Origin of the sequence: Streptomyces sp. NPDC006314, assembly GCF_040613075.1 — a bacterium.
Classification (GTDB): domain Bacteria; phylum Actinomycetota; class Actinomycetes; order Streptomycetales; family Streptomycetaceae; genus Streptomyces.
In genome coordinates this window covers 1-15,387 of the sequence record NZ_JBEXRL010000040.1, presented here as the reverse complement: position 1 = coordinate 15,387, position 15,387 = coordinate 1, and the positions used below count along the sequence as shown (strand labels likewise).

The 15,387-nt window shown below is 68.3% G+C and carries 9 protein-coding genes and 9 pseudogenes; 10 read left to right on the top strand and 8 right to left on the bottom strand.

The features are described from left to right. Positions 1-93 (bottom strand): annotated as a pseudogene (locus tag ABZ079_RS36000) (transposase); the annotation flags it as partial. An 83-nt stretch (positions 94-176) separates the two neighbouring features. On the opposite strand from ABZ079_RS36000, the pseudogene ABZ079_RS35995 reads away from it, so the two are divergent. Then, positions 177-649, top strand: a pseudogene (locus ABZ079_RS35995) (ISAzo13 family transposase); the annotation flags it as partial. 63 nt (positions 650-712) lie between these two features. Beyond that, a complete protein-coding gene (locus ABZ079_RS35990; protein ID WP_356943649.1) occupies positions 713-1,507 on the top strand; it encodes an alpha/beta hydrolase in 795 nt (264 codons plus the stop codon). 36 nt (positions 1,508-1,543) lie between these two features. Here ABZ079_RS35990 and ABZ079_RS35985 read toward each other — a convergent pair. Further along, positions 1,544-2,305 (bottom strand): annotated as a pseudogene (locus ABZ079_RS35985) (IS5 family transposase). A gap of 537 nt (positions 2,306-2,842) precedes the next feature. Between ABZ079_RS35985 and ABZ079_RS35980 the strand changes: the two are divergent. The 5 genes and pseudogenes from ABZ079_RS35980 to ABZ079_RS35960 all read left to right on the top strand — a co-directional run. Further along, the gene (locus ABZ079_RS35980; protein ID WP_356943648.1) at positions 2,843-3,064 is read left to right on the top strand and encodes a hypothetical protein; all 222 of its coding nucleotides are present in this window, start codon (positions 2,843-2,845) and stop codon (positions 3,062-3,064) included. Between the two features lie 19 nt (positions 3,065-3,083). Further along, positions 3,084-3,272 carry a hypothetical protein gene (locus ABZ079_RS35975; RefSeq protein ID WP_356943647.1) on the top strand — a complete coding sequence of 63 codons (189 nt, stop codon included), beginning with the start codon at positions 3,084-3,086 and terminating at the stop codon, positions 3,270-3,272. A gap of 141 nt (positions 3,273-3,413) precedes the next feature. Then, positions 3,414-3,935 (top strand): hypothetical protein, encoded by a 522-nt coding sequence (locus tag ABZ079_RS35970; protein ID WP_356943646.1) that lies wholly within the window; start codon positions 3,414-3,416, stop codon positions 3,933-3,935. A gap of 28 nt (positions 3,936-3,963) precedes the next feature. Continuing rightward, positions 3,964-4,308: pseudogene (locus tag ABZ079_RS35965) on the top strand (zeta toxin family protein); the annotation flags it as partial. 327 nt (positions 4,309-4,635) lie between these two features. After that, positions 4,636-4,804: pseudogene (locus ABZ079_RS35960) on the top strand (IS5/IS1182 family transposase); the annotation flags it as partial. 198 nt (positions 4,805-5,002) lie between these two features. On the opposite strand, the gene ABZ079_RS35955 reads toward ABZ079_RS35960, so the two are convergent. The 6 genes and pseudogenes from ABZ079_RS35955 to ABZ079_RS35930 form a co-directional block, all read right to left on the bottom strand. Further along, complete coding sequence (locus ABZ079_RS35955; protein ID WP_356943645.1) at positions 5,003-5,425, bottom strand: TipAS antibiotic-recognition domain-containing protein; 423 nt, start codon at positions 5,423-5,425, stop codon at positions 5,003-5,005. A 153-nt stretch (positions 5,426-5,578) separates the two neighbouring features. After that, a complete protein-coding gene (locus tag ABZ079_RS35950) occupies positions 5,579-5,740 on the bottom strand; it encodes a hypothetical protein (RefSeq protein WP_356943650.1) in 162 nt (53 codons plus the stop codon). A gap of 57 nt (positions 5,741-5,797) precedes the next feature. Continuing rightward, positions 5,798-5,967: pseudogene (locus ABZ079_RS35945) on the bottom strand (transposase); the annotation flags it as partial. A 206-nt stretch (positions 5,968-6,173) separates the two neighbouring features. Continuing rightward, positions 6,174-7,540 (bottom strand): annotated as a pseudogene (locus tag ABZ079_RS35940) (IS1380 family transposase). Beyond that, positions 7,537-7,833: pseudogene (gene casB / locus ABZ079_RS35935) on the bottom strand (type I-E CRISPR-associated protein Cse2/CasB); the annotation flags it as partial. The pseudogenes ABZ079_RS35940 and casB, both read right to left, overlap by 4 nt. Then, positions 7,830-7,952, bottom strand: a pseudogene (locus tag ABZ079_RS35930) (IS5/IS1182 family transposase); the annotation flags it as partial. The pseudogenes ABZ079_RS35930 and casB, both read right to left, overlap by 4 nt. On the opposite strand from ABZ079_RS35930, the gene ABZ079_RS35925 reads away from it, so the two are divergent. From ABZ079_RS35925 to ABZ079_RS35915, 3 genes are all read left to right on the top strand, one after another. Continuing rightward, positions 7,897-8,097 carry a hypothetical protein gene (locus ABZ079_RS35925; protein WP_356943644.1) on the top strand — a complete coding sequence of 67 codons (201 nt, stop codon included), beginning with the start codon at positions 7,897-7,899 and terminating at the stop codon, positions 8,095-8,097. The pseudogene ABZ079_RS35930 and the gene ABZ079_RS35925 overlap by 56 nt on opposite strands. Positions 8,098-9,159: 1,062 nt before the next feature. Next, on the top strand, positions 9,160-15,114 hold the full coding sequence (locus ABZ079_RS35920) for a DNRLRE domain-containing protein (RefSeq protein WP_356943643.1): 5,955 nt from the start codon (positions 9,160-9,162) through the stop codon (positions 15,112-15,114). Positions 15,115-15,140: 26 nt separating this feature from the next. Continuing rightward, positions 15,141-15,338: a hypothetical protein gene (locus ABZ079_RS35915; RefSeq protein ID WP_356943642.1), complete on the top strand. Its 198-nt coding sequence runs from the start codon at positions 15,141-15,143 to the stop codon at positions 15,336-15,338. Positions 15,339-15,387 lie beyond the last annotated feature (49 nt).

Sequence of the window (15,387 nt, the reverse complement as noted above, 5' to 3'; positions counted from 1 at the left end):
CAGCGTCCACGTCTGGTCCGGCCAGCCGTGCGCGACCGGCCCTTTGGCGAGTTCCTGCTCGAGCACGACGAACAGGGCCTCACTCAGTTTGGGTCACCAAGATTCTGTTACGAGTGCTTAAGGGGCTCGCCGGGAAACAAGTCGTGGCTTCCAGCTGTGGGACTCGTTGTTCTGGTATGGGGAGACCGGAGGGGATCGAGGCCATGGCTGCGAAGTTCCAGGTGTTGTTGCCGCATCTGGACGAGCGCCAGCGTCGGCTGGCCATAGGGGCGGAAGCGCTGTCGCTAGGGCATGGAGGGATCAGGCTCGTCGCTGCCGCGGCCGGGGTTCGGGAGGGCACGGTCTCGCGCGGAGCAGCTGAACTTGAGTCTGGCCAGGCTCCGTTGGGGCGGGTTCGTCGTCCTGGTGGGGGCCGGAAGAAGGCTGTGGACCTTGATCCAGGGCTGCGGCCGGCGCTGCTGGCGCTGGTCGAGCCCGACGAGCGGGGCGATCCGATGTCGCCGCTGCGGTGGACGACGAAGTCGACCCGGAAGCTGGCAGCGGAGCTGCTCAGCACCCCGACCGGGACGCTCAGTTCCGCTACCTCAATGAGCAGGCACGAGATCACAGGGACGCTGGTGACCCGGTGATCAGCGTGGACAGCAAGAGGTTTATACAGCCGTCCTACACAAGCGTCTTGTACATGCGTGTAGATGTCGGCTACGGTGAACCCATGAACACCGACAACGCCAAGCGATCCGCGCTCACCATCGACGGCCGCACCCTGTCCTACGTGGACTTCGGCGGACCTGGCCGCCCGCTGCTCGCCCTGCACGGGCACATGTCCGAGGGCATGTCGTACGCTGATCTCGCCGCCCTCCTCGCCCCGGACTGGCGGGTCATAGCGCCCGACCAACGCGGCCACGGCGACTCCGACCGGGCGGCCGACTACAGTCGGGACGGCTACCTCGCCGATCTAGAAGCCCTCATGGACCACCTGGGACTGGACCGCGCGGCCCTCCTCGGCCACTCGCTCGGCGCGATCAACGCCTACCAGTTCGCCGCCCGCCATCCCGAGCGCGTGACCGCGCTGGTCAACGGCGAGGGCTGTGCCGAGCTCGGCCTGGACGGCAGCAACCCGCTGGCGTTCGTGCTGAACCTTCCGGAGGGCACCCGCTCCAGCCGGCAGGCGTTCGTGGCGCAGCTGGGCCCGTTCGCCCCCTTCCTCGAATCCGCCGTTCGCGGGCGGCCGGACGGAACTTGGGGCCTGCACTTCCACCCCAAGGACATCTACGAGTCCGAGGACCAGGTCCACGGTGACCACTGGGCAGACTGGACCGGCTCCGCCTGCCCGGCACTGCTGATACGCGGCGCCGAAGGCGGTGTGCTGTCGGCGGAGCAGGCAGCACAGATGGCCGCTCGGCGGCCCGGCACCCGTCTCGTCGAACTGAGGACGGACCACTTCTTGTACGCCAACGACCCGGTCGGCTTCGCGGACGCGGTCCGGGACTTCCTGGCCTCGGCATAGCCATGACCCGCGGCCTTTCCGGCCCCCACGGATGGATCACGATGCGGCCTTCTTGAGGCGCCTCCAGCAGATGAGGCTGCAGGCCAGTGAGATGAAAGTGTCGTGGAGTTCAAGGCGCCTCTCCCAGCGCACAGCAAGGCGTTTGAACTGGTGAAGCAGGGCGAAAGTCTGCTCCACGACGTAGCGCAGCTTGCCCAGGCCTTGATGTTCGGGGCGCCCTTGCGGGAGATCACCGGCAGGATCCGACGATGTTGTAGCGCACCTCGTACCGCCTTCGAGTCGTAGGCCTTGTCGCCCAGGACGGCCTCGGGGCGTTTACGCGGATGGCCCGGGCGTCCGGCTACCGCGGAATGCCGTCGACCAGGGCGAGGGTCTGGGTGACGTTCGCGGCGGTCGTGACGACATGGAGCGGAGTGCCCTTGCCGTCACAGATCAAGTGGTCTTTGCTGCCCGTCTTCCGCCGGTCGACCGGAGACGGACCGGTCGCGGTTCCCCCCTTTTCGCGCGGACATGAGAGCCGTCCACACAGGCGCGCGACCAATCCAGCTCGCCGGCCGCATTCAGTTTCGCCAGCAAGATGCGGTGCAGCTGCTCGAAGACTCCAGCCTGCTCCCATCGGCCCAGCCGACGCCAGCAGATCCGGAGCCGAACCCCGGCTCGAGGGGCAGGAGTTGCCAGGCGATGTCCTGGTGCAGGACGTAAAGGATGCCCTGCAGGCAACAGCCGGTCTGCCATCGGTTTCGGCCCCGGCGATCGCTCGGGCCACGGCGGCAGCAGCGGCTCGATCAGCGCCCACAAGTAATCAAGATCCTGTCACGAGCTCTATGCGGTCCCCCTGCAATGGACCGCGGCGCGCCTCGACTGCTGCTTTCTCCCTTCGCGACGCGTTTCCGTAAACACCACCCAGTTCCTGTTGTACTTGCACCTGTACGCCAGATCGATCCTGACGTTGCTGCCCACCTGACTCTTCTCCGTGAGCGTTTCATCCCACCACCAGCGGCGATGTCGGCGAAGTCGGACACGGACAAGGGCGCTGTCTGGGCATTCAGCCCCGCCATGGCTTTGGATCACCCCGCCCGAGTCGGTCGGTTGGCTCGCAACTAGCTCGCATGCCAAACCTCTGTTTCCGCGAAGGCGATTCGCCGCGATGATACCCAGGGGCACTATCAATGGGGCCGCGTAAACTGCCTTGAGAATTCGTCGGTTTCGTCTTTCCATGAACTGCGCTCCTTGCCATGTATTCAAGCTGACTTAGGGTGCCGAGTACGGCCGGTTCAAGAGCATCCGCACTCTGCCCCCCTGCTCGCCACGATCTGCACCCCCACCTCCCGGCCGGTGATCGCCACGGTACGGATGCGCCGCGGCAAAGCCGCCGACTCCCGCAGCGCCCCGAAATTCGTCAGCGAAGCCCTGGCCACCGCTACCGAGGCAGGCTGCACCGGAATCCGCGTCCTGCGCGCGGACTCCCAGTTCTACAACGCCAGCGTGATCGCCGCCTGCCGCTGGGCCGGCGCCCGCTTCTCGGTCACCACACCGCCCAGTGCGCCGGGTCCGTGACCTGGCTAAACCCGCCGTTGTGGGCGAGCAGGGCGAGTTGTTCCCCGTCTGGCGCCACCACGCGTTCTTCACCGACAACCCCGCCGAGACCCTCCAGGCCGAGCGGGAACACCGCCACCACGCGGTGGTCGAGCAGGTCATCGCCGACAGCAAAGCCTCCGCCCGGGCCCACCTGCCCTCCGGGCACTTCAACGCCAACGCCGCCTGACTCACCCGACCCTGCACCTACCGCACAACTGGCGATGGCAGCACGCCTGGACACGCCTGTTCGACACCATCCACCGCCCACTCGAACCCGCCTGACAGCCTCTGCCCACCCCGCCCGCCAGGGCCTGACCGGAGCCGAAATGTGGAAAAAAGTTGGGCAGACCGGCGGAAGGCCGACCGCATCACCGTCGTACGGCGCGACGGCACCGTGCTGTACGACAACGAACTCATCGAAGGCTCCTGGCGCCGCCGCCCGGCAGCGGAGAAGGCGGTGACGTACGAGCGCTCCCGCCCCTGGACCGCGCGGGAGACAGCGGGCTTCCGCCGTGATCTGGCTCGGACCGATCAGCGGCTGCACCGCGACCTCGACTGCGGAGACCGCCGCCTGGTGGTCCAGCGGGATGTCGAGCGCGCTGCTGCCCTGGCGGAGCCGGTCCGCCGTATCGCCCAGCCGCGACGGCGGGCACCGGGCGTGGACTACCACCGGCTGTCAGCCCAGGAGCACAAGTGGGTGTTCGACGAGCTGATCGCGCCGTCGTACCTGAGCGGCATCGTTCCCCGGGACGATCCCCGGGCGGTCTACGTGCTGGGCCAGCAGGGGGCGGGGAAGCTGCTGGCAGCCAGGATGGTGAAGCGAGCCATGCGGCCGGGGACGACGCAGTGACGACTTCAAGGCGTCGCACCCGGACTATCTGCGCCTGCTGGAGGAGGACCCGCGCCATGCCGGGGCCGCGATCCGGGCCGACTACCGCGCCTGGTTCGCCGAGGCCGAAGCGTATGTGCGCCGGCTTCGCGACGACGCACTGATCGAGGGCGCGCCGGGCAGCGTGGAGGAGTTCCTTGCCAGCGCACTGCCGTTCGCGGCCGATGGCTACCCGGTCGAGCTCGTGGTCCTGGCCGTGCGGGAGGCGGACAGTCTGCTGTCCACGGCGCTGCGGTATGCCCGCTCTTTGCAGAGGTGCGGCTACCCGCGCTTCACTTCACGAGCGGGACATGACGTGTGCTTCAGCGCCCTGGCCGACGTTGTCGATGCTGCGCAGCGGCATCCGGCGATCACGGCCGTGACCGTGATCCGGCGGGGCGGTGAGGCCCTGCTCCGGCAGGAGCACAGCGGTGGCCGGCGGGCGGCCTGGGCGCTCGCCGCGGAACGGACGCGGCCGTACACCGAGCAGGAGGCCGCCGCGTTCCTCCGTCTCCACCAAGCGCTGCAGCGGGCGCTTCCGCAGCACCGGCAGGAGCTGTACGAGATCGCGGCGCTCGCGCGACCGCTGATGCCTACGCGGGTGCAGCCGGCCCGCATCGACCGGCCGCATCCGCGTCTCTGGCCGCTGCCAGTTCGGCGCGCGCCCGCGGACGGCTCCCGCGGCGGCCGGCCACCGCGATTCGACCCGGCCGACCTACCGCAAGCGTCACGCGGTCGAGTGCGGGATCAACCGCCTCAAGAGACATCGCGCTGTAGCCACGCGATACGACAAGCTCGCCGTCCGCTACGAGGCGGCCATCCTCGTCGCGACCATTAACGAGTGGCTGTGACCCGCGGTCTCACGCGGCGGGATCCCCGTTACACGCCGCGGGCATCGCTCCCGCAGAAGACGCAGACGAAGTCGTCCTCACGCACGATGTTGCCTCGGCACCAGCCCGAGATCCCGGTCTCTGCTTCCTCCTCCCAGGGGCTGCGACAGCCCCTGGGCCTGAACCCCGCCCATGCATGTCCTGGCCCGTGTCGCCCGACTACGCCGAAGCCTCGACCCCTGCGCTGGGGGCGAACCCGCTCCCCTGCTCGGCGAACACTTTGATCGCGGCGCCCAGGAACTCCACCAGCCCGGGGTGGTAGGAATCGTGGAACGCCCTCATGGCCTCGTCCTCGGCGTAGAAGAGCGACATGCCGACGTAAGCCTCCCTGGAGGGGGTGTAGAACCGGCAGGCGATGTCGAAGTGCCTGCGGACGAGCTCCTGGATCTGCTGGTCCCCTGGCAGGGAGCCGCCGTCCAGGAAAGCCGTGATCTCCCGGTACAGGACGTCCCAGTCCTGGTGGACCCGCTCCCTGTCCACATGTTCCCAGTTGTTGGTCCCGGCAAGGCTCTTCGCCTGCTCCTCGGCCAACGACCGGCGACACTCGTCCTCGTAACTGTTCCCCACGGCACCGGTTCCCATCGTTTCGTCACCTCTCCGGTAGATCCCCGAGAGGCCGCCGACATGTCGACATCGACCGGCCGCCGATGATCAACTGCCGGTCTAGGCCGAACGGTGACACACAGCCACCGGGTCGGCAAACCATTTCTTGGACCCTCCGGCGCTCCGTCCCGGTCAGCCGGCGGCGGAAAGGCGCAGCTCGAACGGCGAGCCGTCGGAGCGGGGCGTCCAGCCGCTCGACCGCGCGGCCCGGATTCCCGCGGCGACCTCGCGCGGCAGGACAAGCTCGGCCGGCACCGGGTCCGGTTCCATGACGGCCGGTCGACCGGTCTCCACGACGAGTGTCGTCCCGGGGCGGCCGCGTCCTCCACCACGTGGCCCAGGGTGTCGAGGTCCGTACTCGACGGGCACGTCCCGCCACGGAACACCGGTCCGGACTCGGAACCGTATGCCGTCGATCAACTGCCGTCGAGGCCAGATGGGGGGCGCCCGGCCCTCGGGCCCTTCGGCAACAACGGCTCCAGCACCGCCCACTGTTCGTCCGTGAGATCTCTCCGACGCATGAACCGAGATCATTCACAGCTCAAGATCCACTTTCGATACACGGCCTAGCCTTCCCGTTTCGTCTCGGGTGGTTGAGCTGGGGTGATGGCGGAGGACTGGTGCTGTCGGCCTCTGGCCGTTGAGTGGGCATGGCTTGGGCCCGACGCTCGGGCCGGGGTCTCCAACGGGTTCCTCGGTGTTGGGCGGGCAGGGACAGCGCCGCAGGTCAGGTGGCCGGTCGCGGTAGTGCCGTGAGGCAGGCGAAGGCGTTGATGAGTTCTTGCCGCCAGGGCCAGGTCGCGGCGATCCGCAGGCGAAGGCGGCGGCCGCCGCGAGTGATGCGGGCGGCAGCGTGCAGCAGCCGGTAGCGAGCTTCTTTGGCTCGGCGGTGGCCAACTCTCCTTCCAACAGCAGGGTCTGGGTCCAAACGAGTAGATCGGTGGCGGCCAGGGACAGCTCCAGCCACGCTTGGTTGAGGGTGAAGTGGCGGGAGGGGAAGCGGCCCAAGCCGGTGGCCTTGCCGCAGCGGATGCGATCCTCGACGCGGGCGTGTGCGCGGTGACGGACCTCCAGGTGCTGCAGGGAGCCTTCGCCGTAAGGGGTGTCGGTCAGGAAGACCTGGTGGCGCATGCCCTCGTCGAGGTCGAAGAGGGACAGTTGGGCGCCGGGGTGCGGGCGCTCGCGGCGGACGATGATCCGGGTGCCGTCGGGGTAGCCGTCCAGGTCGACCATATCGGTCAGCTCGGCGCCGATGCGCAGGGTGCCGTCCTGCTCCAGCGCGGGGTGCCAGGCCTCGTCGGGCAGGGCCCGGAACGCCCGGCGGACCGGCTCGGTGACAGGATGTCCGACCGAGAAGGATGCGTGGACGCCTCGGGCGTGCAGGGCCCGCAGGTGAGCCAGGAACGCTTTGGCTCCTCCGGCGCTGTCGGTGCGGACGAGGATGGGGGTGCCGTGGCGGCGGTCGTCGGGGATCTGGGCGAGCGCCGCATCGAGGACGGTGATGTGGTCGGCGGCGGTGTTGGCGCCGGCGTTGCCTGGCCGCAGCTGTCCGGCCAGGGCTTCGCCGGTGTTGTCCAGGAAGCACAACAGCGGGTGATAGCCGAAGCCCCGCTTGTAGGTGGCTGCGGCCTGCTCTTTCTCGGAGTGGCAGGTGACCAGGGTGGCGTCCATATCAATGACCAGCCCGGGCAGGTCCCGCCCGCCGGCCTGGGCCGCGGGTATGCCGCTGTCCGTCTCAGCGGCCTGGAGCCAGGCGACCTCGCGCGCTGCAGCTCGGGCCGTGCGCAGTGCTGCCAGTGCCGTCTCGTTCGCGATCCGCAGCGCGTCCTCCTCGGACAGGGAGGTGTCCAGGTCGGTGATCCGGGCGGCGACCGCCTCCACGATCTTCTTGGTCCGCACGCCGAGCTCGCTTGCGTCCAGCAGGTGCTCGTCCTTGAAGCGGGTGCGGGTGGCCCGCTTCCACGCCTGGCTGGAGACGCGGGCGCGCGGCACTCCCCCGTCCACCGCGCTCTTCGGAGCGCCGGTGTCGTCGCGGTTGAGGTTGCTGGGCGGGACGGTCTGCAGGGCGTGCACGTCGAGGAAGATGCGGTTCACGAGGCGTCCTTGTCGGTGTTCGTGGTGCGGGCGGTGGTGTCGCGGTCAACGGGGGCCGGGGGTGCATCGTCTGCGCTCTTGTGCCAGGCGTGGAGGGAGCGGCCCCACTCCCTGCGGACGGTGTCCGGGCCGCCGGGCCACTGCCAGGCGTAGAGCTGTCCGGCGAGCAGCGCGTGGTCGAGCGCGATGTCGTTCTGGCGTAGCAGGACGACGATCTCGCGCAGCCGCTGGGCGCAGGTGGCCAGGTCGGCGGCGGTGCCTGCGCGGACCAGGCGCTTGTGCACGGGCGTGTCGTTCGGGCCCCGGCTGCATGCTGATGGGCGCGGCACACCGTGGAATCAACGCTCAGGTGCCACGTGATCGCACCCTTCGTGTCGGCCAGGGACTGGAGCTGGGTGAGGACCCGGTGCCAGGTACAGCAACGTGCCGAAGGCCTGCAGGTGAAGTCGTCGGCCAGGGCACTGTCCGAGGAGCGGCGCGAGCAGCTGGAGGACATCGACCCGTTATGGTGCCCCACCTGGCCGGTGGAGTGGCAACGCGACTTCCATCTGCTCTGACTGCACGTGGAAACCGGCGGCGAGCTCTCATGACGCCGGGCGACGTCGTTTACCAAGGCGGAGTACCTTGGCCGGTGGGTGCGCTCGGTCTGCCTCGGCTGGGACAAGCGCACAGGCGTGCAGCAGTGGATGTGCGAACACCTCCTCGGGATCGAACCCGCGGCCGAGGACGAGAAGCCCCAGCCGCGCCGTACGCAGGCCTGGGCCGACTGTCTGTGCGGCGAGCACAAGCCGGGTCACCGGCGGCAGATCCTCACCGATTTCGCCGACCAAATCGCAACTGACGGCACGGTCGTGGATACAAGCTTGTACACACGCCTCGCTCCTGTCCGAAGAGGAGAGAGGTGTCCAGGGCCGCAGCTCCTTCATCGGCGCCGCCGTATCGCCGCCCCGCCCATGGTCGATGCCCCAACCCGTTTTGAACGACCGCCGAACCGCTGTCCCGCAAGGGCATCGAGATCGGCACGTGCGGTCTTCGGGTCGGTTGCGAGAGCCGGGACCGAGAGCTCAACTCCTTTACTCTGCAAGGCTTTCGACCCTGGCGCGCTTTACTGTGTCGGCAACTGCAAAGAAGCTTCACCTCCTTGGGGTACTTACCCTCTCCTACGTTGTTGATGGTGATTCGCTCAGAAGGTGAATAATTGTCATAATCTTCAGTGATCTTCTTCAAAGATTTGGTAAAGTGCGAGTAGAGCTTGCGTAGCACCCCCTAAAGGGGACGTCAACATGCGGACAACTTGCTCAAAGGGTCCGTTCTTCCGGCACTTGCGTCGTGATTCGCCGACCCCGGCTTCGCTGTGGAGATTCACAGTCGGGGCTCTGGCCTTGACAGTTGACTGTTCTTTGACTGTTTCTTGACCTTGGTAAAGGGGTCGGGTGAGGATGTGTGGATGATTGCCGCGCGCTTTGCATGCGTGCACGCACACTCTCTTTCATTCCTGATCACGGAGCTCGTTGATGAGTCATGGACGCCCCAGACCCTGGGCGCGAACGCCGGGTCTGTTCAGACCCGCCCCCACGCGGACGGCCCGCCTGCGTCGCATAGCCGCAGGGGTCTCCTTCATGCTGGCGGCCGAAGCCGCGCTGATCGCCGGATCGGCGGGTACCGCTGCCGCCCTGGCACCTACGAACCTCGGGCAGGCCGCTCGCACGCCCGCCCATCGATCGCCGCAGACGCCGGTGGACGGCCCGTCGGAGGTCGCCGACGCGGGCTCGGCACGGCTGCAGGCCCGCCTGCAGCAGCGGAAGATCGAGGTGCTGTCGCAGCGCACCGCCGACTCGACGTCGTATGCGCTGCCCAACGGCCAGCTGCAGACGGTCACTTACGCCAGCCCGATCCGCGTGAAGCGCGAGGGCGAGTGGCGTGATGTCGATACGGCGCTGGCCGACTCCGGTCCGCACCTGACTCCCCGGTCGGCAGCCGCGGACGTCGCGGTCTCCGACGGTGGCGACACGACGCTGGCATCCGTGTCCAAGGGTGCCAAGTCCTTCGGCCTGGGATGGGAGAAGAAGCTCCCTACCCCGAAGGTGAAGAACAACACCGCCTCCTACAGCCTGGGGAGCGGGCAGACCCTGACGGTCACCGCGCTGGCCCAGGGCTTCTCACAGAACGTGGTCCTGGACCACCGGCCGGACGGCCCCGTCTCCTACCGGATCCCGCTGAACCTGGACGGGCTGAAGCTCTCCCAGGCCGCTTCGGGCCACCTGCTGCTGAAGGACTCCGCCGGCAAGCTGGTCGCTGAGGCGCCGGCCCCGATGATGTGGGACTCCAGCCGGAACAAGGTCTCCGGCGAGCCGCAGCGGCAGGCGAGGGTCGCCACGAAGATGGAGACCGCCGATGACGGCAAGCAGACGCTGGTGCTGTCCCCGGCGTCGGACTTCCTGGCCGCCGCAGCCTACCCGGTGACGGTGGACCCGACCTCCACGCTCGCAGTCACCACCGACACCTGGGTGCAGACCCCGGTCTACCTCGACTCGCAGGTCTCGTCGACCGAGCTGAAGTCGGGCACGTACGACGGTGGCGCGGACGTGGCCCGCTCGTACCTCAAGTTCGATGTGACCCCGTACAAGGGCAAGCACATCACTGACACCAACCTGGCGCTGTACTCGTACTACTCCTCGACCTGCGCCACGACCGGTGCGGGTACGCAGGTACGGCGGGTTACCTCCGACTGGTCCTCCTCCACCGTGACGTGGGGTGCGCAGCCGTCGACCACCACTACGGACGCGAAGACCAGCACCGCCGCGCTGGGCTACAGCTCCTCCTGCCCCGCGGGCACGATGAACTTCGACATCGACGCCATCGTGCAGGCCTGGGCCAACGGTTCGGCCAACTACGGCCTGCAGATCCGCGGCGCCGACGAGACCGACAGCCTGACCTGGCGCCGGTTCCGGTCGGCGAACTACATCTCCGGTGACAACTCGGTCGAGCCGCACCTGACCGTCACGTACAACTCCTACGGCACCACCTCCTCCGCGGCGATCTCGCCAAGTGTGTTGAACGCCTACAACGGCAAGCGGTACGTGACGTCGCTGACCCCGGCGCTGTCGGCGAGGGTCACCGACGCGGACGGCGGCAACGCCCAGGCCCAGTTCGAGATCACCTCGGATCCTGCGTACGCGGACACCACCTACACCTACACCGCCTACGGCAAGTCGGTGGCCTCGGGCTCCACCTCCACTCTGACGATCCCGTCCGGCTCCGCCTTCCCCGCGGGCGTGCACCTGCGCTACCGGGTGCGTGCCTACGACGGCACCGACTACGGGTCCTGGTCCGGCTACTCGGCCTTCGTCCTCAACACCGGCCTGCCGGTGGCCCCCACGGTGACGTGCGCCACCTACGGCCAGAACACCTGGATGCCCAAGTCCAGTGGGTCGGTGACTTGCACGCTGGACACCACGTCCACCGACGGCCAGGGCTTCTACTGGGGCCTGGACGATCCGTCCACCCCCAAGCGGGTGGACGACACCACCGACGGCAACGGCGGCGACCCGCTGACGATCTCCATCAGCCCCGCCGACGGCTGGCACACCCTGTACTCCAAGACCGTCGACTCCGGTGGCAACCTGTCCACCTCGACCACCAAGTACTCTTTCGGAGTCGGCGCCGACGGTGCGGCCCTGCTCGCGCCCGGCGATGGAGACCGGCCCGCGCGCCGGGTCGTCCTGGTCGCCACTGGCAAGCCGACCTACACCGGCGTGACCTACCAGTACCGGCGCGGTGAGACCGACGCCTGGCACACCGTGCCGCTCGCGGACGTGATGCGCAACGCCGACGGCTCTGCCGTCGCCTCGTGGCCGCTGGCCGCGACGAACGGCGCCCCGCCGGCCCTGACCTGGAACATCACCAGCAGTCTGGCCGAGGACGGACCGGTCGACCTGCGCGCGGCCTTCACCGACGGCACCGTCACCGGCTACTCGCCGGTGAGCACGGTCGTCGTCGACCGCAACGCCGGTACCGCCCCCTCCCAGGAGGTGGGGCCCGGTCAGGTGAACCAGCTGACGGGCGACTACGTGCTCTCCGCCGTCGACGCCTCGGGCTTCGGCCTGACCGTCGGCCGTATGGCCTCTTCGCGCCGCCCCACCGCAGGGGCGGACGCCGAGGGACAGGCGGCGATCTTCGGACCGCAGTGGACGTCGGGCACCATGGCGGAAGCCTCGGACTCCCTGTGGCTGTACGTGCGCAAGACGTCCGCGACTTCTGTTGCGATCACCGACGCCCACGGCGTGCAGACCGGTTTCACCGCCACCACCGCCAACGGCTGGAAGGTCGAACCCGGTGCCTGGGATCTCACCCTCACCGGGTCGCTGAGCGGCTCCTTCACGCTCAAGGAGACCGACGGCACCACGACGACCTTTGCGAAGGTCGACCCGGCTGCCACCACGTGGCAGGCCGCCACCACCTACAAGCCGTCCGACAACACCACCACCACGGTGGTCTCGGAGAAGGTGATCTCGGGGAGCACCACCCTCGCCCGCCCCAAGATGGTGATCGCACCCACGTCCGCGGTGTCGGCCGGCACCTGTGCGGTGACGCCCTCGACCAAGGGCTGCCGTGCCCTGGAGTTCGTCTACGCCACCGCCACCACCGCGACCAGCGGTGTCTTCGGTGACTACAGCGGCCGGGTCAAGGAGGTCCGCTTGTGGTCCACCGTCCCGGGTGCCGCGAGCGCCACGTCGAAGACCGTGCAGATCTACGCCTACGACGACGCCGGCCGGCTGCGGCGGGCCTGGAACCCGCAGATCACCCCGTCGCTGAAGACGGAGTACGCCTACGACACCGATGGCCGGGTCAACCAGGTCACCGAACCCGGCGAACTGCCCTGGACCTTCTCCTACGGCAAGGCGGGCAACGCCGCGACCGCTGGTGACGGCATGCTGCTGAAGGTCGCGAGGCCCACCCTCACGCCCGGCAGCAAGACCGCGACCAACGGCACCGCCACCACCAGCGTCGTCTACGACGTCCCGCTGACCGGCACCAAAGCGCCGTACGCGATGGGCACCAGCGATGTGGCGGCCTGGGGTCAGACCGACGTTCCCACCGACGCGACCGCGGTGTTCCCGGCCGATGCCGTTCCCGCCTCCAACAACGGCACGTCCCTGACCGCGGGAAGCTACGCACGCGCCACCATCTCCTACATCGACGCCTCGGGCCGTCAGGTCAACACCGCCAGTCCGGGCGGACACATGGGTGCCGCAGAGTTCGACCGGTTCGGCAACGTCGTCCGCGAGCTGACGGCGGGCAACCGGGAGCTGGCACTCGCCACCTCCGGGCCCGCTCTCGACACGCTGACGCGGCTGGGTCTGAACGGCCAGTCGACAGCCGACCGCGCCAAGCAGCTGTCCACGACGTCCGTGTACTCGACGGACGGTCAGCTGCAGACCGAGGAGTTCGGCCCGCTGCGCCTGGTCACCCTGGGGCAACCGTTGGCCGCCGGTGCCGGAGGCACTTCCCTCCCGGCCGGTGCGGAGATCCCCGCGCGCAAGCACACCGTCAACACCTATGACGAGGGCCGTCCCACCGACGGCAGCGCCGCCGCCTCCGGCCTGATCACCACCACCCGGGTGGGTACCTACGTCGACGGCTACCCCGCCGACGGCGATGTGCGAACCACCACAACCGCGTACGACTGGACCAAGGGCCTGGAGACGTCCACCTCGGACGACCCCAGCGGGCTCAACATCACCAAGCGGACCACGTACGACGCCTCCGGCCGCGTGATCAAGACCCGGAACCCGATGTCCACCGGCACCGACGCGGGCACGACCGTGACCACCTACTGGTCCGGCACCGGCACCGGCGCGTGCGCCGGGCGACCGGAGTGGGCCGACCTGGTCTGCTCGGTGGGACCGGCGGGGAATGTCACCAACGCGGGTACCAACCCTGCCGAATTGCCCACCACGACCACCGAGTACGACTGGTGGGGCAACCCGGCCAAGGTCACCCGAACCGCCAACGGAACAACCAGCACCACCACCATGACCTATGACGGTGCCGGACGCGTGGTCCAGGTCTCCGTCACGGGCGGCGGGGACGCCGTCCCCGACACCACCACCACCTATGACAGCAAGACGGGCAACATCGCCAGTGTGACCGCAGGCGGTCACACCATCGCCCACGAGTACGACGACCTGGGCCGCGAAGTCACCTACAACGACGGAGCGGGCAACACCACGGCGCGGGAGTACGACGCCCTCGACCGCCTGACTAAGGCAACCGACTCCGCGCCGTCCACCATCACGTATACGTACGACACGGCGAAGGACCCCCGCGGTCTCATCACGTCCCTCACCGACTCGCAGGCCGGCACCATCTCCGGCACCTACGACGCGAACGGCAACCTCGAAAGCGAGACGTTCCCGAACAACTACCAGCTCAGCGTCACCCGGGACGCCACCGAGGCCGAAACGGCCCGCACCTACACCAACACCATCGACCAAACCGTGCCGCTCTCGGACGTCGCCGCCTACACCGTGCACGGGGAAACGGCGAACCGGGCCCACACCGCAGGCACCACGGTGCCGACGTCCTTCCGGTACGACGCGGCCGGCCGGCCAACCCGCGTGGACACCGCCGACGACACGTCGTGCACGCGAAAGACCGACGAGTACAACGGTGACAGCGACCTGATCAAGCAGACGACGTACACCGCCGACTGCGCGACCATCGACACCGCCACCGGCAGCGTCGAGACGTTCGCCTTCGACAGCGCCGACCGGCCCGTCGGCGCCGGCTACACCTATGACGCCTTCAGCCGCGGCCTCACCCGCCCGGACGGAAGCAGCCAGAAGTACTTCGCCAACGGCGTCACCAGCCAGGAAACCGCCAACGGCACCCGCAAGACGTGGGAACTGGACGCCGAGGACCGGCCTGCGTCGTCGTCGGACGAGCTGCAGAACCCGGACACCACGTGGAACCTCATCGGTGAGACCGTCAACCACTACGCCGAGGAGGGTGGCGAGCCGACCTGGGACACCAGCGCCGCAGGGCTCACCCGAAATGTGTACGACCTTGACGATCGCATCGCGGTGACCACCAACAACGACGACGGACTGCTCCAGCTGACCGACCTGGACGGCGAGGCCGCGGCGCAGATCCCCCTCCCGTTGCAGACCACCGGGGCGAACACGATGTCCGCGGCCGGATCCACGTCTATCGCCAGCTTCTCCTACCAGTGGGACGGATTCACTCTCAGCGTTCCTCTCGGCTGCTGGTTCACCCACAGCATCAACGGCTCGGGGCGGCACATCAACTGGGAGCTGGCCGGCGTCGACTGTTACGCCCTTGGGGTCTTCTCCAAGTTCTGCAACACGAGGATCGACTTCGCCTACGCCGACACGAACAACCACACCTACAGCACCAGCAGGGGCAAGACGCACTACACCTGCTACACGGGCTACGTACCGACGCGCCACGCCCCCGGGAACCGGTACCTTCCGCACTACGGCAAGGCATGCGCGAAGCTGTACATCAACGGATCCCGGAGAGCGACGCAATGCCACTACATCACCAGGTGAACCGGCAAGGTGACGACCGTCCGACCATGCGAATGTGGCTGGCCGAGATCGCGGTCTTCCTCGTCGCCTCGGCGGTGACGTTCATCGTGTGCCTGGCGCTCATCGGCCGCCCGGTCACGCTGGACGCCGGGAGCACCGCCCTGCTGATCGCCGTATCAGCGGTCGTGGGTGTCCTCGTCAGTAGCCGCTTCAGGTCCTGGGGGCTGCGCCGCAAGAAGCGCTAGTCCCACGGAATCACTCGCTGGCGCCGGGGCGGCCCGGGGGTAGGCGGCC

Coding starts and splice junctions, on each gene's coding strand:
- ABZ079_RS35955 (WP_356943645.1), bottom strand. CDS start 5,425: ATGGGAACCGGTGCCGTGGGGAACAGTTACGAGGACGAGTGTCGCCGG.
- ABZ079_RS35920 (WP_356943643.1), top strand. CDS start 9,160: ATGCTGGCGGCCGAAGCCGCGCTGATCGCCGGATCGGCGGGTACCGCT.
- ABZ079_RS35990 (WP_356943649.1), top strand. CDS start 713: ATGAACACCGACAACGCCAAGCGATCCGCGCTCACCATCGACGGCCGC.
- ABZ079_RS35915 (WP_356943642.1), top strand. CDS start 15,141: ATGCGAATGTGGCTGGCCGAGATCGCGGTCTTCCTCGTCGCCTCGGCG.